This is a genomic window from Arcobacter vandammei (genome assembly GCF_016106035.1).
Lineage (GTDB): Bacteria > Campylobacterota > Campylobacteria > Campylobacterales > Arcobacteraceae > Aliarcobacter > Aliarcobacter vandammei.
Genome location: NZ_JADKPZ010000012.1, coordinates 1 through 22,381 on the forward strand (window position 1 = coordinate 1; position 22,381 = coordinate 22,381).

Below are 22,381 nucleotides of genomic sequence, written 5' to 3' on the forward strand. Positions count from 1 at the left end.
AAAATTATATTATATAATAAATAAATTTGCTATTAAAAAATAATAAAATATTTAATTTATAAATTTTCTTTTTTTATAAAACAATCTTTTTCTTCTAATCCATCTTTCAAAATAAATGTAAATCTATCTTTATACAATTTACCTTTTATTTCTACTGTATATGGAATTTTATATAATTTATCTTCTTTTTCACAATAATAAGAAGTATCTTTTTTTATAATAGGTTTTATATTTTCGAAATTCTCATTTATCACAATATCTTCTTTTTTTAGTTCTAAAATTGAATCATCTTTTATAATATCTGTTTTTCTATCAATATTTACAGATTTGTCACTAGGTATCATAAGCATAAATATAAAAGACAAAATACTTAAAAATAAATTAAAACCAGTAATACCATATAATATTAAAATTTGTTTTTCACTATTTTTATTTGATAAATTTTGCATACTTTTTTCAAGATTTGATAATTTAGTATTTAAGTCTTCTATCTTATTGCTATCTGTTAAAAAGTTTTGTCTATTTAATTGGTGAATTTGTTCTAGTAAATTTTGATATCTCTTTTCATCATTGTTGAACATATAGTTATCCTTTTTTATTTTAATGTAGATATTAAATTAGACCATTTTATATGGCTATTTGTATAAAAAATCGAATTAAAAGTTTTTTTATTCCAATATATAAAATCAATTGGATTTATATGTTTATCCATAAATTTAACTTCATAATGCAAGTGAGGTCCTGTCGATCTTCCTGTATTTCCAGAGTATCCTATTAAACTATTTTTTGAAACAAAATCACCTTCTCTTACTAAAATATCATCTAAATGTGCAAATAGTGTTGAAAATCCAAAAGCATTTTGGATTACTATATATTTACCATATCCATTGTTATCATTATTTATAGCTTTAATTACAATTCCACTAGCAGTTGAATATACATCATTCCCAATTTTAGACTTTAAGTCTACTCCTGTATGTAAAGTTTCTACTAAAGTAACAGGATGTATTCTATAACCGTAATTTGATGTTACTTGAATATCCTTGATAGGAAAACCATTGGGAACAAAAGTTAATAAACTATCTACAATTTTATCTTCAGTGAGTAATTTTGATTTAATTTTATCTTGAGAATTTATTGTTAAACCTACATTCATAATCCTATGTAAATCATTTATTTGTTGTGTTAATCCCATTATTTCATCAATTCTATTATTTATTTGAATTGAATAGATATTTTCTTGACTTTTTATATTTGATTTTAAATCAAATATTTGAAAATTTAGATAGAAAATATAAATAATTAAAATAGAAAAAATAGCTAAAAGTATAAATAAAATTTTTCTTTCAGTTGAATTTAGTTCAAAAATAAACAAATATCTCTCTTTTTTTAAATATAATAAATTATATTATTGCTTAAAAAGCATTAATAGTAATTTAAATAAGAAATATGTTTTTATTTTATTTTTACTTATAACTATAATTAGAAAATAAAGAAAATTATATTTTAGAATATAATTTAACTAAAAAACAACTTTGCCATTTTATTGCTATTTTTTTACTATAAAATAAGTGCTTATTTTAGTATGGAGTTCACAAATATTATGATTTTAAAATTTAAAGAATTTTACCCACAAATAGAGCCATCAGCTTGGATAGCTCCAAGTGCTGATTTAATAGGAAATATACAAATTGGAGAAAATAGTTCAGTTTGGTTTGGTTGTGTTATTCGTTCAGATGTAAATGAAGTAAGAATAGGAAAAAATACAAATATTCAAGATTTATCATGTATTCACACAGATACAAACACAAAAACTATTATTGGAGATAATGTAACAATTGGGCATAAAGTAATGCTTCATGGCTGTAAAATAGAGGATAATTGCCTAATAGGAATGAGTGCAACTATTTTAGATAATGCTGTTATTGGTCAAGGAAGTATAGTTGGAGCAAACTCTTTGGTTACTTCAGGAAAAATCTTTCCTCCAAGAAGCTTAATTATGGGAAGCCCTGCTAAAGTTATAAAAGAGCTAACACAAGAAGATGAAGAAAAATTCATAGCTCATGCACAACATTATGTAGATTATAAAAATAATTATAGATAAATAATAGGCTAAAAACCTATTATTTACATTTAGAATACTCTTGTTTTAAACTATCATACAACTCTTCAAAACTTACATTTTCAATCTTTTCTAACAATGATACCATTACAACATTATCTTCATTTCCATTCCAAACTTTTATATAAGTTCCTTCTTTATAGCCATTATCTTGTCTAAACTGATTTAAACAGTTTTTACCAATATAAAGTTTTTGAAGCCAATTAAAAGATAATCCAGAGATTTTACAACATCTAAAAAATTGCTCAATAAATCTTTCAACTCCACTAAATGATGGCATATTTCCCGTATCAATAGCCAAAGCAATATATGAAAGTTTTTCAGCTTCTCTTACCATAGCTTTTACATCTACATCAGAAGATGCTTCATAAATACAATGAGTATTTACCAAAGATACTGCTTTTGGAACATTTGTCTCTTGTAAAATATAACTCATTAAAAAATGCCAAATATCCACTAATTCAACATGAATATTATTCATATCAGGTTCAGAATTTATATTTTTCCAATGTTTCCAAGGAGTTGATTCTATAAGTTCAGAAACTTCCATATGTATACATCTTAACCAGTTTATCTCTTTGCCAAATTTATTTAAACCTAGCTCCCAATTTTTACCATTTGTTGAATCATTTAGCTTTTTTTGTAATAAAAACATCTCCTCTAACTTATGAGGAAAAGATGAAGCTTCTTCTAAAAGTGTTGCCAAAGGTAAGCACTCCTCAACAATATTATGTAAAGCCCAATTTGTAGGTAAAATATCTTTTTCACCTTTTAAAATATGCAGTAACAAAGATATTGTATAAGGAACTTCATTTTTTTCTTCCCACGATAAAATATCATCAGAACTAACTCCAGAATATTTTACAAAATCCTCAACACTTGTAAATCCTAAACTCTTAATGCTTTCTTTAAAATCTTTATAAATCAATTTATTCTCCTATTTTTAGTGGTAATTCTATAGTGAATTTTGCTCCAATTTCACTATTTTGCACATATATTTTTCCAAAACTATGTTGTTCTATTATCGTTTTACTCATATACAAACCTAATCCTGTACCATTTTTATTGTTTTTTGTAGAAAAATATGGGTCAAAAATCTTTGCTATGATTTTGCTACTTATTCCTCCACCATTATCTTCAAACTCTACAAAAAGTTTTCCATCTTTTTCAAAACAGTTTATAAAAATCTCTCTTTTTTCTATATTTTTTTCAACCATAATATCACAAGAGTTTTTAATTAAATTTATGAAAACTTGAACCATCTCATTTAAAAAGACTTCTATTTTAGAATTTGAACTATTTTTTATATTTATTTTTATAGAGTTTAATTTTAGCAAATATGATAAAAAATCTATTGATTTATTTAAAATATTCTCAATTTTTGTCTCCTCTTTTCTCTTATTTGGCTTGAAATAATCTCTAAAATCATCTATTGTTTTTGACATATAATCTAACTGTAAATTTATTCCATTTGTTACATCTTCCAAATTTTCATCACTAATTTCACCTTTTAACATCTTCATCATTGGAAGTTTTTGGTTTAAAATAGAGATTGCTTGAAGAGGTTGCCTCCATTGATGTGCAATAATACTAATCATCTCTCCCATGGCTGCTGATTTTGATTGCTCTATTAAGATTTTTTGCTTATTTTCAAGTTCTATATTTGAGCTTATATCTTCATTTATAGAGTCATAACCAATAATATTTGAATTTGAATCAAAAGTTGGAATAATAGTAGTTTTAAGCCAAAAAATATCGCCATCTTTTTTAATACTTTTTAAAGTTCCACTCCAAATTTTTCCAGATTTCAAAGTATATTTCATCTCTTCTAGCTTCTCTTCTTGAGCATTTGGATAGTTTAAAATATCAAAATTTTTTCCTATTAATTCAAAAGATTCATATCCTAAAAGCTTACAAAATGCTGTTGAAATAGAAGTTATTTTCCCCTCTATATCGCATCTAGTCATCAAAACATATCTATCTACTATATCTATAGATTTATTTAATGCACTCTCTACTTGCTCTATTGATTTTGAGTATATTTCAAGAAGTTCTGAAAGTATAGTTTTAAAGTAAAAATCTACTCTTTTTTCTAAAAACGATGATTTTATCTTCTCATTATTTGCAAAATCAATTAAAGCATCTTTAAAAGCTAAAAACAGTAAAAAAAACTCATTTATCTTAATATTATGTTTTTTTAAATATTTGATAAAATCGATTATTGCATAGTTATTTTCACTTTTATTATCACTTTTTACTACTAAAATATAGTATTCTAATAAGGCAAAAGCATATCTTTTTATAAGTAGATTTTCATCCAAAGAGTATTTTTCTATTAACTCCAAAACACTAGAAGATGATACCCAAAGTCTAATTATTGAGATTTTATTTTTTTGTATTTGTTCTAAAAAATCTTCCATGCTACTCCTCATAAACTTTTGGTGTATAAAACTTGCAATCCTCTTTACTACTTCTCTTTACAACAACGGATGGTAATTGTGCTGATTTAAAACCGTAAGCTTTACAACCATGTCCACGACCTGCTTCCCAAGTTACAAAATAGTATATGCACTTTTGACAAACAATCTTTTTTTCCATAAAAAATTAAATCTCTACCTTACTTTGTATAGCTCTTGATAGTGATAATAAATCTACATTTTCTAAACTAACACCAGTTGGCACACCTTGTGCTATTTTTGTAAACTGCAAATCGTAATCTTTTAGTTTACTCTCTATAAATAGGATAAAAGCTTCATTTGCAATAGATGGTGTTATAGCAAATAGTACACTTTTAACACTATTATTTATTATAAACTTTTCTAATAAATTTATTTTGTCAAGTTCAAGTTCATCAATTACAAAATATCTTCCATCAAATGTCTTAGAATCTTCTATTACAAAAATATCTTTTGCACTTTGAACTATACATAATTTTTCATTATCTCTATTTTCATCTAAGCAAAAATCACAAACTTCATGCTCACTCATAGAGCCACATCTTTTACATTTTGTAATATTTTTTAGGGCATTTTCTATACTGTGAGATAGTTTTATTCCGCAATAATTATCATTCATTACAATATGATAAGCTAGTCTTAAAGCTGATTTTTTACCAATGGTTGGCAAAGATTCAAAAGCTTCTACTAATTCATAAAATTTTTCTAATCCTCTGTTCATTTTGGGATTATATCCAAATAAAAATTAATCAATTAATTTAGAATTATTATCTTTTTAGATAAAATACAGATTTTAAAATTTAAATTAAATTATTTTATATTATTGGAGAGTTAATTTTGCTTGAAATTGATTATTATGAATTATTAGAAGTAGAAAAATCTGCTGATAAAACAGTTATAAAAAAAGCTTATAGAAAACTAGCTATGCAGTATCATCCTGATAAAAATCCAGGAGATAGTGAAGCTGAAGAGAAATTTAAAGCAATAAATGAGGCTTATCAAGTTTTAAGTGATGATGAAAAAAGAGCTTTATATGATAGATATGGAAAAGCTGGTTTAGAAGGACATGGTGGAGCTAGAGGTGGATATGGTGGCTTTGATGATTTAGGGTCAATTTTTGAAGAGATGTTCGGTTTTTCAAGGAATCATAGTAAAAAAGAGAGAAAAACATATAACTACAATCTTGATACAGCAGTTGATGTAACTTTAGAGTTTAATGAAGCAGTTTTTGGTTGTAAAAAAGAGATAAACTATAAATACAAAACAGCTTGTAGTCCTTGTAGTGGTACAGGTGCAAAAGATGGAAAGTTAGAAAATTGTAAAACTTGTGCAGGTCTTGGTCAAGTTCACTCAAGACAAGGATTTATGACATTTGCACAAACTTGTCCTACTTGTGCTGGAAGTGGAAAATCAAAAGCATCAGAGTGTAAATCTTGTAGTGGTCAAGGCTTCGAGGAGAAAAAAGATAGCTTCAAAGTTGATATTCCAGAGGGTATAAATGATGGAATGAGAATTAGAGTTTCAAATAAAGGAAATATCGCTCCAAACGGTCAAAGAGGTGATTTATATCTTCAAATAAGAGTAAAAGAAGATAGCCATTTTGTAAGACATGATGATGATATTTACTTTGAAGCCCCTATTTTCTTTACTCAAGTAGCTTTAGGAGCAAAAATAAAAGTTCCTAGTTTAAGAGGTGAATTAGAGCTTGAAATTCCAAAAGGAACAAAAGATAAACAACAATTTACATTTAAAAATGAAGGTGTAAAATCGGCTCAAGGATACGGTAAAGGTGATTTGATTATTCAAGTAAAAATTGAATATCCAAAAACTTTAACAGATGAACAAAAAGAGCTACTTTTAAAACTTGAAGATAGTTTTGGAATAGAAAGCACTCCTCATGAAACAAAGTTTGAGGGAATGTTTGATAAAGTTAAGAAATGGTTTTCATAAAATTTAAAAACAAGGGAAAAATATGAATTTTGAATATATAGGTTTTAGACCAGTTATTAGCCAACACGGGGTATCTTTTAAACAAGGAAAAAATGATAAATATATCTATTTACCTTATGCTTATGAGATTTTTGATGCTGTAAATAGTGATTATGATGTAAATAAAAATCACTCTTACTCAGTAAAAATTGATGAAACAAATATAGATAAACTATACAAAGCTCTTTTATCAATAAAACCAAATTTAGATGATGATATAAATTCAAAACTTGAAGAGTACAAAAAACATTTAAAATCTAAACACAATGAGATAGAAAATCGTGAGCATATGAATGATATAGAGAGAAATATATATCTAAATAATCTTGATTCTATGAAGCTTTATAGAATAAATAGAGCAAAAAATAAAATTTTTTACTATATTGCAATGTACACAATTGCTGATTTAATTAGAAATAAAAGAATTAAAAAGCTAGATATTCCTTTTAATGAAAAATTTTGGCATACATTAAAAACTCTACAAGGTGTTTTATCTGCTGAAAAAGTAAGTTCAAATCTTACAACATATGAAAAAGATGGTAGAATAAACCTATTATTTACTACAAATCTATAATCAAAATTGTTTGATTATAGATTTTTGATAACTCTCTAAATCCTTATATTTTTTCATAATATCATCATACTCTTGGGCATAATTATTGTATAAAAAGGAGTATCTATTTTCATCATTTTTATATTTATCTGAGCCTTTTTTATAGTTTGAAGATAAGGCACTTAAGAAATTAAAAGAGTTAACTTCAAGTAAAATTTCATCTAAATCATCTTTTGTTATCTCATTTTTATTTCCATTTATATTATAAGAGATAGATTTAAAAAGTAAATCACCTAGAGAATTCTTATCTGATTGAGATTTAAAGAAATTACTTTTATCACTATATTTGCTACTTAAATAGTCATATCCAAGAGATGAAGACATATTTGAAACTGAACTAAAAAGTGTTTTACTTAAAATCTCATCTTTTGAAAACATTGTTGCTAGTTTTAAATTCTTAGCTAATGCCTTATCATCTTCATTTTCATAGCTATTTTCAATCTCTTCAAGAGTTAAACTCTTTATAGTTTCATAAGTTAAAGATAAATTTGTACTATTCTTAATACTATTTATTGTATTTATAAAAGCATCATTTTTTACTTTTATCTCATTTTGTTTTGACTCAAAAGAGCTAGTTAAAATATCAAAATTTGTATTTATCATTTTAAAACCTAAAAATAAAAATAGTTGCTAAAGTAGAAAAAAACATAGCAAATAAAATAGAAATTTTTGTTGAATGTTTTTGTATAAAAGTATATTTAAGAGCCAATTTTTCACTAATATATATAGCAGGAGATAGTGAACATGCCATTAAAGCTAAAATAAAAACTAAAAAAATCACCATTTGAGTTATATTAGAAAGTTCCATTTTTCTCTCTTTGATTAAAATAATTCCTATTTTATCAAATTAATATTTCTTATAACTTAATTTATATCAACTAAAAACAATCCTCTTTTTTTGATAAAAACTTTAACTCATCACAAGAAAAACCAGCCTCTTTTCTAGCCATAAAATTTAAATCCATCTTTCTTTTTGTGCTTCCTGGAAAAACTCTCTCAATAGCTTCAAAATAGGTTTCTTCATAATTTAACCCTAATCTATCACACTCTGTTTTAAACCAAAAATCTCCTTTTCTAACATGTTCAACCTCTTCTTCTAAAATAACACCTAAAGCTTTAATAAATTTTGTATTAAAACTATCTCTATTTGAATTTAACTTTTGCATTATTTTTGGGTTTTGGTCAAGTCCATTTGCTTCTAAATATCTAGGAACACATGCCATACGACTTATAAAATCTGGAGTTTGTTGCATGGCTTCAAAAAGATTTTTATGCACATCAAATTCTCCATAAAAGCCTCCTAGCTCCTTTATTAACTCTTCTAGCATTAAGAAATGTCTTATTTCATCACTAGCAACTTCTAGCCAATCTTGATAGTACTTAAGTGGCATATTTTGGTATCTTAAAGCAGCATCTAGTGCTAAATCAATCGCACTATATTCAATATGCAAAATAGTATGAACTAAATATTTTTTTCCCTCAATTGATTTAAAATTTTTAATTTCTGGCAAAGCCGTTGGTTTTACAATATTTAAAAAAGTACTATAAGATGGACTTATTAAAATTGGGGCTATGTAATTATTGTCAAAGCTTATATTATTGTTTAAAAAATTTTTATAAAGTTTATTAAACATCTCAAATTTATTTTTTGGAGAGTTCTCAAGTAAAATAGCCTCCAAATTAGAAAAATAATCCATAAATTAACCTTTTTTTGATATAATCAAGTAAATTTTAGCAAAGTAAGGTTTAAAATGGATATAAAGTTTCATCCTATGGGAGACTATGGTACAAATTGTTATATAGTAACTATTGATAACAAAGATTTTATAATAGACCCTGGTGTTGGGGCTACTGCTTGGATTAAACAAAATGTTACAAATCCTGTTGCTGTTTTAAATACTCACGGTCATTTTGACCATATTTGGTCAAATCAAGAGGTAAAAAAGCTTTACAATATCAAACTTTATACTCCAAAAGATGATGAATTTATGCTTACTTTAAATCCTTATAATCTTGGAATGCCACATTCATTTGCAGATGTTTTAGTAAATCCAGATGAAGAGTTAGAAATTGCTGGTGTTAAAATAAAATTCCACCATTTTCCAGGTCATACACCAGGATGTAGTGTTATACAAATAGGTGAAATTTTGTTTAGCGGTGATTTTATATTTCAAGGAACTATAGGAAGATTTGATTTTCCGATGTCAAATGCAAAAGATATGAAAAAAAGTCTTCAAAAAATACTAAAATGGAAAGCTAACCACCATATTTATCCAGGTCATGGTTCAAAAACAACTCTTCAAAATGAGCTTGAAACTATAGCTCAATGGGAAAAACATATAAAGGCATAAAATGAGCTACTCTTGTGAATTAATAATGAATGAAAATGATAAGCTAAAGCTATCAGATTTAGATAAAAGTGCCTTAAATATATATGAATATTTAAAAATTCACCACGAAATAGATGCACTAAAAATTGAGATTTCAAAGCAAGAAGATAAAGAAAATATATTCTCTTTATTTGACTTAGATAAAGATTATATTGAATTCTCTTTAGAATTTCCACAAAATATTAATACAAAAGTTATATTTATTTTCTTAGCAAACAATGAAGATAAAAAAGAAAAAATCATAGAGCAATTAGACAAAATAAAGATGTCTTTACATGTATTTTCTCAATCTTTATATAACAAATATATAGAAAAAACTATAAGTAATATGTCTTTAATAGACCCTGTAACTGGCACATATAACAGAGCTTATTTAAATAATTATGTTACAAATTTATTAAGTCTTTCAAATAGAGAGCAAAAAAAAGTTGCTTTTATTAAAATCGGGATAGACCAGTTTAAGGCTGTTGTTGATGAATTCGATTATGAAACAGGAGATAAAGTTTTAAAAGCTTTAGCAAATACACTTAAAAATAGTGTAAGAGAATCTGATATTGTAATAAAAATATCAAACGATGAATTTTTAGTTATTTTATTAAATATTCTTTCAGATACAAATGCTGTTATGATTGCTGAAAAGCTAATAAATAATTTTAGTAAAGAAGCCGTTGTTGTAGATGAAAATACAAAACAAATACTTATGAAAACTATTTGTGGTGGAATATCTATTTTCCCAGATAATGCAACTACAATAGATGAAATAATAAAAAAATCAGATATTGCACTTTATGAAGCTAGAAATAGAGGGCGAGGTAAAGTTTTTTTATTTAATGATGAAGAGACAAATAAAATAGACCTTTTTTAGGATATATATGAAATATAATATGATGGAACTAATAAAATCTTCTGCAACAAATGAGTATGCTTATCACTCTTTGGAAAGTATATTTGTACTGCAAGAACAACTATCTTATTCAACAAATATTAAACAATTAGCTGAAGATATTTTTAATTGGTTAAGAGATGAGTTTAAAATTACAAACCTTGAATTTAGCTTATTTGACATAAATAAAAATAGTAAATCTACTATACTTTCAAAAGGAAATGAGTTTTTTATGGATGATGAATTATCTCATTTTTTTATTATAAATACTCATATAAGCTTAAATGCAACACTATCTTTTTGTGCAAATTCTAAATTACATTTTAAAATGATAGAAGATAATTATGATACTATTCAAGCTGCATTTTTTCAAATTTCACCAATTATTCAAAGCTTAATTTTGAAAAAGAATTTTATAGATTCATCTTCTTTAGACTCTGTTACAAATGTTTATAATAGAACTTATCTAATCCAAAACCTTACAAATCACTTGCGATTATTAAACAATAAACAAGAAGAGATATATTTTTTAATGATAGGAATTGATAGATTTAAGGCTGTTATTGATGAATTTGATTATGATATTGCAGATAAGGTTTTAGTTGAATTAGCAAGAGTTATTCACTCAAATATAGATAGCTTTGATTTAGTAGGAAGACTTGGAACTGATGAATTTTTAGTTTCAATTTTAAGCAACTCAAATGAAGAAGAAATAGAGGCTCTAGCACTAAAAATAATTGATGATTTTGCAGATACAAATATAGTTGTAAATGATGAACATAAACAGATTTTGAAAAAAACAATTTGTATTGGAATGGATAAATTTATTTTAAGTTCTCAAAAAACCATAAATGATTCTATAAAACATTCAGATATTGCACTTTATGAAGCTAAAAATAAAGGAAGATCACAATTTTTAAAATATAGTGATTTAACCGCTTCAGATGGTGTAGAGATTTTTGATGAATCAATAGAGCTTTTTTAAAAGCTCTAAGATTTTATAAAATTTCGTGAAGAGTATTTGCTTTTTTCATCCACTTTTCTAACTCTTCATAATTCTCATCTTCTATCATTTTCTTAGCAACATTAATTTGCTCTTCAAAAGATTTAATAGATTCAAGTAAATTAATTCTATTTTGTTTAAAAATATCTCCCCACATTCTTGGGCTTGATTTTGCAATTCTACTCATATCTTTAAATCCACCAGCAGCAAGTGCTATAATCTCTTTTGGGTTTTGATGACTCATAACAGTATTTGCTAGAGAAAATGATAAAAGGTGTGGTAAATGCGAAATATAACAAGCATTTATATCGTGTTCATGGCTATCCATAACCACTATTCTCATCCCTATTTCTTGAAAAATTCTAAAAGCTTTATTTACATGTTGATTTCCATTTGCTTCTAAATCACATAAAACAACTGTTTTACCTTCATAAAGATTGTCAATTGCAGCTTTTGGTCCAGATTTTTCTGTTCCTGTCATTGGGTGTGCTGCAACAAAGTTTTTTCTTATTTTTTCTGGTATATTTTTTACTATATACTCTTTTGTTGAACCCATATCAATAATAGTTGTTTTCTCATCTATATCTAAGAAATTTGGAAACATTGCAATAATTGCATCAACAGGAATTGATAAAATAATTACATCACTTACTTTTTTTAAAGTCTCTAAATCTACTATTTCATCAACTAAATTTAACTCTTCTATCTCTTTTTTATTTTTCTCACTATTTGTAAAACCATAAACTTTTTGGGCAATTCCATATCTTTTTACAGCTTTTGCCAATGAGCCTCCCATAAGCCCTAAACCAATAATTCCTATATTCAAAATCTTACCTTTTATAAATAAATTGGGCAAAATTATATCTTACTTTAGATTTATATAAACTATTTTTAGATATATTATTGCTTTATTATCCAAATTAAGGACACCTGTGAAAAATAAAGTAATACTTTTATCATTGACTTGTGCTACTCTGCTTAGTGCAACTACAATAAAATCTATTGAATATAAAGATGTAAATAAACTATCTCCACAAGTTTTAGCAGAAACTATAGATATGAGAGTTGGAGACAATTTAGATGAAAACAAACTAAATGAAGCCATTGTAAAGTTTTATAAATATGGTTATTTTGAAGATGTTGAAGTTGTAAATAACGATGGAAATCTTCTATTTACTTTCAAAGAAAATCCTTCTGTTGCTAGTGTTGATATTAAAGGATACAAAACAAGAAGTGAAGATATTGATAATATAAAAAATATTATTAAGTTTAAAAAAGGTTCAATGTACACTGAAAAAAGAGTAAAAGAGACTGAGAACAAGCTTCTTTCTATGCTTGAAAGTGAAGGATTTATCAACTCTGTTGTTGAAACAGAAGTTGAAACTTTAGGTGAAAATGCAAAAAAAGTTACTTTTTATGTAAATAAAGGTGATGAGATTATTATAAATAAAGCTCAATATCATGGTGCAGAAAACTTAAGTCAAGGTGATTTCGATGATGTAACTGCAAATAAAGAAAAAGAGTTTGCTTCTTGGTGGTTTGGACAAAATACAGGTGAATTAAAACTAGACCAACTAAAATATGATGCTAGAAGAATAAATGATTTATATTTTGAAAAAGGTTATTTGGATGCTGATGTAAAAGAGCCATTTTTGGATATTGATTTTGCATCAAATCAAGCAAAATTAGACTTCTTTGTAAAAGAGGGAGAAAAATATACAACTAGTGATATTAAGTTATTTTTAGATGCATCAATAGTAAATCCAGAAGAGATTCTTCCTGAATTAAAACTAAAAGTTGATAAAACATTTAATATTAAAAAATTAAGACAAGATCAAGAGTATATAAAAACTCAAGTTGCAAATCAAGGTTATGCTTTTGCTGATGTTAAATTTGATTTAAAGAAAAATGAAGCTGAACATAAAGTTGATGTTGTATATAGTGTTGTTCCTGGTAAAAAAGTATATATAAATGATGTAAAAATATCTGGAAACACTAGAACTCTTGATAGAGTTATTAGAAGAGATGTTTATTTAGCTCCAGGTGATTTATATAATATGAGTGATTTTAAGGACTCTACAAATAAACTTAAAAGATCAAGATTCTTTGAAGATGTACAAATCGAAGAGAAAAGAATTAGTGATGATAAAATGGACATTATTGTAAAAGTAACAGAAGCTCCAACAGGAAGTTTAATGCTTGGTGGTGGTTATGGGTCTTACGATAAATTTATGGTAAATGGTTCTATTAGTGATGCAAATATTTTTGGTTCAGGACTTGCTCTTGGATTAAGTGCTGATTTATCAAAAAGATCTAGTAGATTTGAATTAAGCCTTAAAAATCCTGCAATAAATGATAGTGATTATAATGGAGAAGTTGAAGTTCACTCAACTAAAAATGAGATTAGAAGAAGTAAATATTATTCTGATGTAAAATCAACTGGTTTCTCTATTGGAGCTGGAAAAGAAGTTTTAAGGGATACTTATGTTGGTGCTAAATATAGCCTTGATTTTATAAAAGAGACTTATGATTATCAAGATGAAGTGGATAGACAAAGTATTAAAAACACTGGAAAACTTCCAAATGGAAAACTTCCATTTGAGGATCAAGACTATGTAAATAGTTCAATTACTCCTTATATAAATTTTGATAATACAGATGATTTTTACTTTCCAAGAGAAGGTTGGAGAGCAAATATTTCTGCTGAATATGCTGGAGTTGGTGGAGATTCTAAATATATAAAACCATCTGCTAGTGTTAGATATTTTTACTCTTTAGAAGATTTAACAGACCTTGATTGGATAGTTAGACTTAAATCTCAAGCAAGAGTTTTAATAGATAATGGTCAAATAAATCAAGGAGACTCTTTATATCTTGGAGGTCCTAGAACTTTAAGAGGATATAAATCTTATGCCTTCCCAAATAACGAAAGTGGAGAAAAAACAGATCCATATAAAAAAATGTGGTCAAATCAATTTGAGATTAGTTTTCCTTTAGTTCCAAGTGCAAAAATGAGATGGGGAGTTTTCTATGACTATGGTATGATAGGTCAAGATTCATTTAGTGATACGAAAAGATCAGGAACAGGAGCACTTTTAGAGTGGGTTTCACCTATGGGTCCACTACAACTTATCTTTGCTAAACCAATTGGTAAAAAACCAGGAGATGATACATCTAGCTTTGAGTTCTCGTTTGGGGCTAGTTTCTAATGACAAAAAAAATTGAACTTGATTTAAAAAAAAGATTAAGCAATGAAGATGCTCTATATTTAATAAAAAATGCTTCTTTATTAGAATTAAGTCAATTAGCAAGTGCAAAAAAGCTTGAATTTCATCCAGAAAAACTGACAACTTTTATAGTTGATAGAAATATTAACTATACAAATGTTTGTTGGGTTGATTGTAAATTTTGTGCCTTTTATAGACATAAAAAAGATGAAGACTCTTATGTATTGAAGTTTGATGAAATTGATAAAAAAATTGATGAACTTCTTGCTATTGGTGGAACACAAATTCTTTTTCAAGGTGGAGTTCATCCAAACTTAAAAATAGACTATTATGAAGATTTAGTAAATCATATTCATACAAAGTATCCGCAAATCACAATTCATGGCTTTTCATCAATAGAGATAGCATTTATAGCAAAAGTTTCAAAAATATCAAAACTTGAAGTTTTAAAAAGACTTCAAGCAAAAGGTTTAAGCTCTGTTCCAGGAGCTGGAGCTGAGATTTTAAGTGATAGAGTAAGAGATATTATTGCTCCAAAAAAGATGGACACACAAGAGTGGTTAGAAGTTCATAGAACAGCACATAATATAGGTATGAAAACAACTGCTACCATGATGTTTGGAACAGTTGAAACAGATGAAGAAATTATTGAACATTGGGAACATTTACGAAAACTTCAAGATGAGACAGGTGGATTTAGAGCTTTTATTATGTGGAGTTTTCAAGGAGAAAATACAAAACTTTTAGAAGAGCATCCTGAAATAAAACCTCAATCTTCAAATAGATATTTAAAACTTCTTGCAGTTGCAAGATTGTATTTAGATAATTTTGTAAATCTTCAAAGCTCTTGGGTTACTCAAGGTTCATATATTGGACAAATGGCTCTAAAATTTGGTGCAAATGATTTAGGAAGTACAATGATGGAAGAGAATGTTGTAAAGGCTGCAGGAGCTGTAAATAGAATGAATCAAGATGAGATGATAAGATTAATCAAAGATATAGGTGAATTTCCTGCAAAAAGAGATACAGCTTACAATATAATAGAAAGATTTTAACAAAAAATGAAAATTAGATATATTTTATATATTCTTTTAATATTACAAGGAAGTTTAATGAGTGCAACAATAAAGCATATAAATATTAATAATGTTGATATTCCAGTGATTTTTGAAGAGCAAAAAACTCTTCCTATTTTAAATCTACAACTAATTTTTAAAAATTCTGGATATATAAAAGATAAAGAGAACTTAGGATTAGCAAGTCTGTCTTCAAAAATTTTAAATGAAGGTACAAAAGAGCTAGGAGCTACAAAATTTGCTGAAAAATTAGATGATAATGCTATAACTATTCATAGTGCAATTGGCTTTGAAACTCTTACTATTGAGCTTTCAAGTTTAAAAGAGAAATCAAATTTAGCATTTGAATTTTTAGATGAACTTCTAAAATCTCCAAATCTATCAAAAAATTCACTAGAAAAAATAAAAACTTTGAGTATTGGAAGCATAAAAAGAAAAGAAAACGACTTTGATGATGTTGCTAGTAAAGGTTTAAATGCCCTACTTTATAGTGGAACTCCTTTAGCAAATCCATCAAGCGGAACTATTGAAACAATTTCAAAAATTACATTGAAAGATATAGAGAAATTTTTAAAAGAGTCTTTAATTTTAAACAACTTAGTAATTGTTGCTGGTGGAGACATCTCTTTACAAGAACTTGAAACTGCAATAAATCCTATATTAAAAGCTTTAAAAGCTGGGGAAAAACAAGAAACTTCTAAAATAGAGTTTGTATCAGAAAAACAAGAAAAAGAGCTTATTAAACCAACCGAACAAGCATATATCTATTTTGGTTCAAATTTTAATGCCTCAACAAAAGATGAAGATAACTATAAAGCAAAAGTTGCCTCATTTATTTTAGGTGGAAGTGGTTTTGGTTCAAGATTAATGGAAGAAATAAGAGTTAAAAGAGGTTTAGCATACGGTGCTTACTCAAATATAAATATAAATAGATTGTATTCAAGCTTTAGTGGATATTTGCAAACAAAAAATGAAAGTGCAAATGAAGCTAAACAAATAGTAAGTTCTTTAGTTGAAGAGTTTGTAAAAAACGGTGTAACACAAGATGAACTAAATGCTGCTAAAAACTTTTTAAGTGGAAGCGAACCACTTAGAACAGAAACTTTAGCTCAAAGATTAAATAGAGCATTTATGCTAGATTTTAGAGGATTAAGTCAAGATTACCCAAAAACTGAGCTAGAAAAAATCCAAAGTCTAAGTTTGGAAGATTTAAACAACTATATAAAAACTCATACAGAGTTAAATAATTTAACATTTTTTATTGTAAGGAAATAAGTTTATGCTAAGATTTGCACCAAGTCCAACAGGTGATATGCACATAGGAAACCTAAGAGTTGCTATTTTTAACTATATTGTATCAAAACAACTAAATGAAGGTTTAATTATAAGAATTGAAGATACGGATAAAGCTAGAAATATTGAAGGTAAAGATAAAGAGATTTTAGAAATTTTAGCTCTATTTTCTATAGATTACACAAGTGTTTTTTATCAAAGTGAAAATTTAAAATATCATCAAAAATTAGCTCTTCAGCTAATGACTGAAAAAAAAGCCTTTGCTTGTTTTTGTAGTGATAGTAAGCTTGAAGAGTTAAAAGAAGAGTGTATAAAAAAAGGAATACCTTTTAGATATGATGGTTTTTGTGAGACTTTAAGTGATGATGCTGTTTTAAATACAAATGCACCTTTTACTGTAAGACTTAAAAAACCTTCACACAATATAAAGTTTACCGATGTCTTAAAAGGTGATTTTGATTATGCACCTTTTGATGTAGATAGTTTTATAATTTTAAGACAAGATAAAACTCCAACTTATAACTATGCTTGTAGTGTTGATGATATGTTAATGGATATATCTATGGTTATAAGAGGAGAAGACCATGTTTCAAATACTCCTAAACAAATCCATATAAGAGAGAGTTTAGGTTACACAAAAGAGATAAAATATGTTCATCTTCCAATTATTTTAAATGCACAAACTGGTAAAAAAATGAGTAAAAGAGATGATGCAAGTAGTGTAAAATGGTTAATTGAACAAGGATTCTTACCTAGTTCGATAGTAAATTATCTTGTACTTATTGGAAATAAAACTCCAACAGAAATATTTACTCTTGAAGAAGCTATAGAGTGGTTTAAAATAGAGAATATTTCAAAAAGTGGAGCAAAATTTGATATTGATAAACTAAGATTTATAAATAGAAAACATATAGAACTTCTTGATTTGATGAGATTATCTAAAATTTTAGGTTTTGCAGATGAAAGTATAGGAAAATTAGCAAAATTATACCTAGAAGAAGCAAGTACAATAAAAGAGATAAAAGCAAAACTAGATGATATTTTTAGCATAAAAACTACTTTAGAAGGCTTTGAGCAAGAGTGTCAACAAATAAAAGAAACTCTAAAAAATGCACCGTATTTTGAAAACTATGAAGATTTAAAAAATTATGTAGTTGAAAAAACATCATTAAAAGGAAAAAATCTTTTCAAACCTCTTAGATATATCTTAACAGGTGTTGAAAATGGACCAAATTTAGCTGACATTTATCCATTTATTAAAAATTATATAGGAGAGATTGTAAGATGATAGATGCACTTTTTAGTTCAATTCTGACTGTCTTATTTAGTATTATTTTTCTTTATAAATGGGTTGTTATAATTTCAGCACTTTTAAGCTGGGTTAGACCAGATCCATATAATCCAATTGTTCAAATGCTCTACAGATTAACAGAACCTGTTTATGCAAAAATAAGAAAAATAATTCCAACAACTTTTGGTGGAATGGATTTAGCTCCACTTATTTTGATTTTTGCACTTATCTTCTTAGAGACATTTTTGCAAAAAATTTTAATGTAAGTTGTTATGACAAAAACGATATTAAAACTCTCTTTATTATCTAGTTTATCTTTAAATCTTCTTGCTTTGGAAAATCCAAAAACAGATTTTATGCAGGAGAATTTTAAAGTTACACTAGATTGGTTAGAAAATAGACCTAAATCAAGTGCTAAAGATTTTTTCATACTTCAATACCTAGAAGATGAAAATCTATCTTATGAAAATGCGAAAAAAGCTTATGATATGAGAAATGGTAGAAGCTCAATTTTGGATAAAGCTTTTAACTCAAAATTTAATACAAAACTAAGCCCTGAAGATAAATTCTGTTATAACGCAACTGTAAATGAGCTAAAAAATAGCTCCTCAAAATGTATTGCTTTAGGACTTGCTTCTTTAAAAAAAGCTTCTGATTTAAGTAAAAATGACCTAAATTTTTTCATAAGCAAACTTGAACCCTACCCTACTTTAAAAAAAGATTTACAAGCTATATCAAATTCAAATCCTATGCAAGTTTTAATAAATGGAGATATTAATTATTTTCTAAAAATATTTTTTGAAGTTAGTGATAACTTTAGATATAAATATTTTAATAAAACTTTAAATTTTGAACAACTAAATAAAATATCAAATCATAAAGATTTTGAAAAATTTTTACGATATACTATTTTTGACAAAAGATTAAATAATATACAAAAATCTCTTTTTGCACTAAAAACAAATAAAAACTTAACATCTTATATCGAATTTTTGCTTGGAATAAACTCTGTAAATAATAATGAACTTGAAAGTGCAAAAGAGTTTTTTGAAACTTCTTTAAACAACTCTTATTTAAGAAGTGAAAAAGATAGAGCTCTTTTGTGGTTATATTTATTAAATAGAGATAAAAATTATTTATACGAGTTAAGTGAAAGTTTTGATACAAATATCTACACAATTTATGCAAAAGAGCTATTAAATATTCCTATAAATAATATTATTTATACTATTGAACAAAGCAATACATATAGTGATTATGATGTTTATGATATTTTTAAATGGGATGAAATTTCAAATGACACAAAAAAATCTTTAGATGAAGTGAAACTAAATAAATACTACAATATGTTTACAAATAAAGATACAGAGCCTCACCTAGCTTTTATTTTAGAAAGATTTTATAAATATAAAAATCAATATTTCATAACTCCTTATAGAGAGATTTTAAATCAATATGATATAAGTAAACAGGTTTTAATATACTCAATTGCACGACAAGAAAGCAGATTTATTCCATCTTCTGTATCTTTTGCTTCAGCTCAAGGAATGATGCAAATTATGCCTTTTTTATCAAAAGAGATAGCAAAAAAATTAAATGAACCATACAATATCTATAATCAATTTAATCCTAGAAAAAATATTCAATATGCTAGTTTTCATCTTGATAGTTTAAATCAACAGTTTGATAACAACCCTCTTTTTGTAGCATATGCATATAATGGTGGAGCAGGATATACAAGAACTCAACTTAAAAAAGGTCTTTTTAAAGAGAAAAATAGATTTGAACCATTTTTAAGTATGGAGATGATAAGTTTCACAGAGACAAGAGAGTATGGTAAAAAAGTTTTAACAAACTATTATATTTATAATAACTATTTAAATAGTGAGAATAAAATCTCACTATCAACTATTTTACAAAGCTTAGTATCGCCTTATTAGATGCTTGGTTTTGTAAAACCAAAGATAGATTTTTAGTATCATCTAAATTCTCAAATTCTACTAAATAGTAAGTTCCCCAGTGATTTTTAAGCATATAATCTTTATATCTTTCGTCGCTATTTTCAATTTTTTCAAAAGATATTGGTTCTTTTGAATTTAAAAATATTCTATAAGAGTTTTTTTCCATATCTTGTGAATTTTCTTTCGTAAAATATACAAAAGCTAAGAATTTCTCTTTTTTTGTTTTATTTATATTTTCATCAAACATATTTAAGTGAGTTGCCATAAAAATAACATCAACTTCTTGATCTTTTACTATATCAGTTTTTTTTGTATATTTAACTGCTTTTGTCTCTTCTAAGCCTTTATCAAAATATCTAAAAGCACTATTTTTTGGTGTACAAGATATAAATAAAAGTGAAACAGCAAATAAAAATAAACTTTTTTTCATAAAAACCCCTTTTTTGAAGCAAAGATTATACATTAATAAGACTTTGAAAGATATTTCTATAAATAGAGTTTAACTATTCTTTAGATAAAATCTTGCCTATGAATAAAAAAAGATTAGTAGTGGCATTTTCTGGCCCATCAAATAGTGGAAAAACAACGGCAATAGTAAGAGTCGCAAGTATTTTACAAGATAGCGATTTTAAGGTGTGTATTGTAAAGCACGATCCAAAAGATAAAGCAATGTTTGATAGAGAGGGAAAAGATTCATTTAAATTCTCTCAAACGGGGGCCAATGTTGCAGTTGTTAGTCCAAATAAGACAACAATTTTCAAAAAAGGTACTTCAAGTATAGATGAGTTAATATCAATCTTTGATGACTTTGATTATCTGCTTGTTGAGGGTCTTAAAACTTTGGAACTTCCTAGAATTTCTATCTTTAGAAACAAACTTGATGAGAGCTATTTTAGTGTTTCAAATGCACTTGCAGTTGATGATTCTATAAATAAAAAAGATATTCCAAAATCTTTGGATATTTTAGACTTAAACAATCCAGAAGAACTTATAAACTGGATAGATAATAATGCAAAAAGGGTATAAATGCAAGAGATAATAAAAGCCATAGAAGAAGCTTCTAAAAAAATAAAATATTTAATTGAAACAGGCGATACAGGGAAAAGTGAATCTGAAAACTCAACTGGAGATACTCAATTAAAACTTGATATTGAAAGTGATGAGATAATAGAAGAAATTTTTTCAAAGATTCCTAGCATTAAAGCAATAGTAAGTGAAGAGCAAGATAGTATTAAAAATATAAATGAAAATGGTGAGTATTTAATAGCTTACGACCCATTAGATGGTTCTTCTTTGGTTGATGTAAACTTAAGTGTAGGTTCAATTTATGGAATTTATAAAAATGAGTTCAATGCAAAAAATATCGTAGCTTCAGTTTATGTTGTTTTTGGTCCAAGAGTTGAAATGGTAGTTACAACAAATGATGTTAAAATGTATAGACTTTTAAATGGTGAATTTAAATTTATTCAAAATATAAACTTAAATGAAAAAGGTAAATTAAATGCTCCAGGTTCAACACAAAACTGTTGGACAAGCTATCATAAACAACTAATTGATGATATATTTAATGACGGATATAGATTAAGATATAGTGGTGGGATGGTTCCAGATTTACACCAAATTTTACTAAAAGGTGGTGGACTTTTTTCATATCCAGCAACAAGTGATAGACCAAAAGGAAAATTAAGACAACTTTTTGAAGTATTTCCATTTGCTTTAGCTTTTGAAAAAGCTGGTGGGGTTGCAATTGATGGACAAAAAAGAGTTTTAGAAGTGGAAACTACTCATATTCACGATACTAGCCCTTGTTTCTTTGGCTCAAATGTAGAGATAAATAGAGTTTTGGAAGTTTATAGTAAAAATGTCTAAAGAAAATAAAGCTTTAGATGAGTGGGAAGAGAAGCTTGAAATTGTCTTAAAAGAGCTAAACTCTTGTCAAAATTCAAAAAATTTCAACTCATGTAAACCTTGTAGTGAATTTTTTGAGTGTGCTTTGCGAAAGAAATATGTTATTGCTGTTTATGAGTCGATGAACAAAGGCTCTGGCGGTGGATTTGAATTTTAAGAAATATAAATA

26 protein-coding genes are annotated in these 22,381 nt (G+C 26.6%); 15 read left to right on the plus strand and 11 right to left on the minus strand.

From position 1 onward, the window contains the following. Nucleotides 1–56: 56 nt before the first annotated feature. Nucleotides 57–581 carry a hypothetical protein gene (locus tag IQC44_RS07635; RefSeq protein WP_198305750.1) on the minus strand — a complete coding sequence of 175 codons (525 nt, stop codon included), beginning with the start codon at nucleotides 579–581 and terminating at the stop codon, nucleotides 57–59. Nucleotides 582–595: 14 nt separating this feature from the next. Then, nucleotides 596–1,375, minus strand: coding sequence for a M23 family metallopeptidase (locus IQC44_RS07640; protein ID WP_198305751.1), 780 nt, complete (start codon nucleotides 1,373–1,375; stop codon nucleotides 596–598). Between the two features lie 228 nt (nucleotides 1,376–1,603). On the opposite strand from IQC44_RS07640, the gene IQC44_RS07645 reads away from it, so the two are divergent. Then, a complete protein-coding gene (locus IQC44_RS07645) occupies nucleotides 1,604–2,104 on the plus strand; it encodes a gamma carbonic anhydrase family protein (protein WP_198305836.1) in 501 nt (166 codons plus the stop codon). Nucleotides 2,105–2,123: 19 nt separating this feature from the next. On the opposite strand, the gene IQC44_RS07650 is transcribed toward IQC44_RS07645, so the two are convergent. The 4 genes from IQC44_RS07650 to recR are packed head-to-tail and all read right to left on the minus strand — an operon-like array spanning nucleotide 2,124 to nucleotide 5,299. After that, complete coding sequence (locus IQC44_RS07650) at nucleotides 2,124–3,050, minus strand: dUTP diphosphatase (RefSeq protein WP_198305752.1); 927 nt, start codon at nucleotides 3,048–3,050, stop codon at nucleotides 2,124–2,126. A gap of 1 nt (nucleotide 3,051) precedes the next feature. Further along, nucleotides 3,052–4,542, minus strand: coding sequence for a PAS domain-containing sensor histidine kinase (locus IQC44_RS07655; RefSeq protein ID WP_198305753.1), 1,491 nt, complete (start codon nucleotides 4,540–4,542; stop codon nucleotides 3,052–3,054). A 1-nt stretch (nucleotide 4,543) separates the two neighbouring features. Next, nucleotides 4,544–4,720 carry a uracil-DNA glycosylase gene (locus IQC44_RS07660; protein ID WP_198305754.1) on the minus strand — a complete coding sequence of 59 codons (177 nt, stop codon included), beginning with the start codon at nucleotides 4,718–4,720 and terminating at the stop codon, nucleotides 4,544–4,546. Nucleotides 4,721–4,726: 6 nt separating this feature from the next. After that, nucleotides 4,727–5,299 (minus strand): recombination mediator RecR, encoded by a 573-nt coding sequence (recR, locus tag IQC44_RS07665; protein ID WP_198305755.1) that lies wholly within the window; start codon nucleotides 5,297–5,299, stop codon nucleotides 4,727–4,729. A gap of 116 nt (nucleotides 5,300–5,415) precedes the next feature. On the opposite strand from recR, the gene dnaJ reads away from it, so the two are divergent. After that, nucleotides 5,416–6,528, plus strand: coding sequence for a molecular chaperone DnaJ (dnaJ, locus tag IQC44_RS07670; protein WP_198305756.1), 1,113 nt, complete (start codon nucleotides 5,416–5,418; stop codon nucleotides 6,526–6,528). 22 nt (nucleotides 6,529–6,550) lie between these two features. Continuing rightward, nucleotides 6,551–7,141 (plus strand): hypothetical protein, encoded by a 591-nt coding sequence (locus IQC44_RS07675; RefSeq protein WP_198305757.1) that lies wholly within the window; start codon nucleotides 6,551–6,553, stop codon nucleotides 7,139–7,141. On the opposite strand, the gene IQC44_RS07680 is transcribed toward IQC44_RS07675, so the two are convergent. The 3 genes from IQC44_RS07680 to IQC44_RS07690 form a co-directional block, all read right to left on the minus strand. After that, nucleotides 7,142–7,783 carry a hypothetical protein gene (locus IQC44_RS07680; protein WP_198305758.1) on the minus strand — a complete coding sequence of 214 codons (642 nt, stop codon included), beginning with the start codon at nucleotides 7,781–7,783 and terminating at the stop codon, nucleotides 7,142–7,144. Nucleotide 7,784: 1 nt separating this feature from the next. Continuing rightward, nucleotides 7,785–7,988: a hypothetical protein gene (locus IQC44_RS07685; RefSeq protein ID WP_198305759.1), complete on the minus strand. Its 204-nt coding sequence runs from the start codon at nucleotides 7,986–7,988 to the stop codon at nucleotides 7,785–7,787. Between the two features lie 70 nt (nucleotides 7,989–8,058). Beyond that, nucleotides 8,059–8,877 (minus strand): ferritin-like domain-containing protein, encoded by an 819-nt coding sequence (locus IQC44_RS07690; RefSeq protein WP_198305760.1) that lies wholly within the window; start codon nucleotides 8,875–8,877, stop codon nucleotides 8,059–8,061. A gap of 54 nt (nucleotides 8,878–8,931) precedes the next feature. Here IQC44_RS07690 and IQC44_RS07695 point away from each other — a divergent pair, with 54 nt between their 5' ends. From IQC44_RS07695 to IQC44_RS07705, 3 genes are read left to right on the plus strand one after another with little or no spacing between them, the layout of a single operon-like run. Beyond that, nucleotides 8,932–9,531 carry an MBL fold metallo-hydrolase gene (locus tag IQC44_RS07695; RefSeq protein WP_198305761.1) on the plus strand — a complete coding sequence of 200 codons (600 nt, stop codon included), beginning with the start codon at nucleotides 8,932–8,934 and terminating at the stop codon, nucleotides 9,529–9,531. 1 nt (nucleotide 9,532) lies between these two features. Further along, a complete protein-coding gene (locus tag IQC44_RS07700) occupies nucleotides 9,533–10,435 on the plus strand; it encodes a GGDEF domain-containing protein (protein ID WP_198305762.1) in 903 nt (300 codons plus the stop codon). 7 nt (nucleotides 10,436–10,442) lie between these two features. After that, nucleotides 10,443–11,438, plus strand: a complete 996-nt coding sequence (locus IQC44_RS07705; RefSeq protein WP_198305763.1) for a GGDEF domain-containing protein — start codon at nucleotides 10,443–10,445, stop codon at nucleotides 11,436–11,438. A 13-nt stretch (nucleotides 11,439–11,451) separates the two neighbouring features. On the opposite strand, the gene IQC44_RS07710 is transcribed toward IQC44_RS07705, so the two are convergent. After that, nucleotides 11,452–12,282: a prephenate dehydrogenase gene (locus IQC44_RS07710; protein ID WP_198305764.1), complete on the minus strand. Its 831-nt coding sequence runs from the start codon at nucleotides 12,280–12,282 to the stop codon at nucleotides 11,452–11,454. Between the two features lie 106 nt (nucleotides 12,283–12,388). On the opposite strand from IQC44_RS07710, the gene bamA reads away from it, so the two are divergent. The 6 genes from bamA to IQC44_RS07740 are packed head-to-tail and all read left to right on the plus strand — an operon-like array spanning nucleotide 12,389 to nucleotide 20,283. Next, nucleotides 12,389–14,665, plus strand: coding sequence for an outer membrane protein assembly factor BamA (bamA, locus tag IQC44_RS07715; RefSeq protein ID WP_198305765.1), 2,277 nt, complete (start codon nucleotides 12,389–12,391; stop codon nucleotides 14,663–14,665). Next, nucleotides 14,665–15,738: a dehypoxanthine futalosine cyclase gene (locus tag IQC44_RS07720; protein ID WP_198305766.1), complete on the plus strand. Its 1,074-nt coding sequence runs from the start codon at nucleotides 14,665–14,667 to the stop codon at nucleotides 15,736–15,738. Before bamA ends, IQC44_RS07720 begins: the two co-directional genes overlap by 1 nt. Nucleotides 15,739–15,795: 57 nt before the next feature. After that, complete coding sequence (locus IQC44_RS07725; protein ID WP_228286296.1) at nucleotides 15,796–17,034, plus strand: M16 family metallopeptidase; 1,239 nt, start codon at nucleotides 15,796–15,798, stop codon at nucleotides 17,032–17,034. 4 nt (nucleotides 17,035–17,038) lie between these two features. Beyond that, complete coding sequence (gltX, locus tag IQC44_RS07730; RefSeq protein WP_198305768.1) at nucleotides 17,039–18,340, plus strand: glutamate--tRNA ligase; 1,302 nt, start codon at nucleotides 17,039–17,041, stop codon at nucleotides 18,338–18,340. Then, nucleotides 18,337–18,609, plus strand: coding sequence for a YggT family protein (locus IQC44_RS07735; protein ID WP_198305769.1), 273 nt, complete (start codon nucleotides 18,337–18,339; stop codon nucleotides 18,607–18,609). The genes gltX and IQC44_RS07735 overlap by 4 nt, the downstream gene beginning before the upstream one ends. A gap of 6 nt (nucleotides 18,610–18,615) precedes the next feature. Further along, a complete protein-coding gene (locus IQC44_RS07740; protein ID WP_198305770.1) occupies nucleotides 18,616–20,283 on the plus strand; it encodes a lytic transglycosylase domain-containing protein in 1,668 nt (555 codons plus the stop codon). Here IQC44_RS07740 and IQC44_RS07745 read toward each other — a convergent pair. Beyond that, complete coding sequence (locus IQC44_RS07745; protein ID WP_198305771.1) at nucleotides 20,252–20,734, minus strand: hypothetical protein; 483 nt, start codon at nucleotides 20,732–20,734, stop codon at nucleotides 20,252–20,254. The genes IQC44_RS07740 and IQC44_RS07745 overlap by 32 nt on opposite strands. Before the next feature lie 98 nt (nucleotides 20,735–20,832). On the opposite strand from IQC44_RS07745, the gene mobB reads away from it, so the two are divergent. From mobB to IQC44_RS07760, 3 genes are read left to right on the plus strand one after another with little or no spacing between them, the layout of a single operon-like run. Then, on the plus strand, nucleotides 20,833–21,330 hold the full coding sequence (mobB, locus tag IQC44_RS07750; RefSeq protein WP_198305772.1) for a molybdopterin-guanine dinucleotide biosynthesis protein B: 498 nt from the start codon (nucleotides 20,833–20,835) through the stop codon (nucleotides 21,328–21,330). Continuing rightward, nucleotides 21,331–22,173, plus strand: coding sequence for a class 1 fructose-bisphosphatase (locus IQC44_RS07755; RefSeq protein ID WP_198305773.1), 843 nt, complete (start codon nucleotides 21,331–21,333; stop codon nucleotides 22,171–22,173). After that, nucleotides 22,166–22,369, plus strand: coding sequence for a hypothetical protein (locus tag IQC44_RS07760; RefSeq protein WP_198305774.1), 204 nt, complete (start codon nucleotides 22,166–22,168; stop codon nucleotides 22,367–22,369). The genes IQC44_RS07755 and IQC44_RS07760 overlap by 8 nt, the downstream gene beginning before the upstream one ends. The last annotated feature ends 12 nt before the right edge of the window (nucleotides 22,370–22,381 follow it).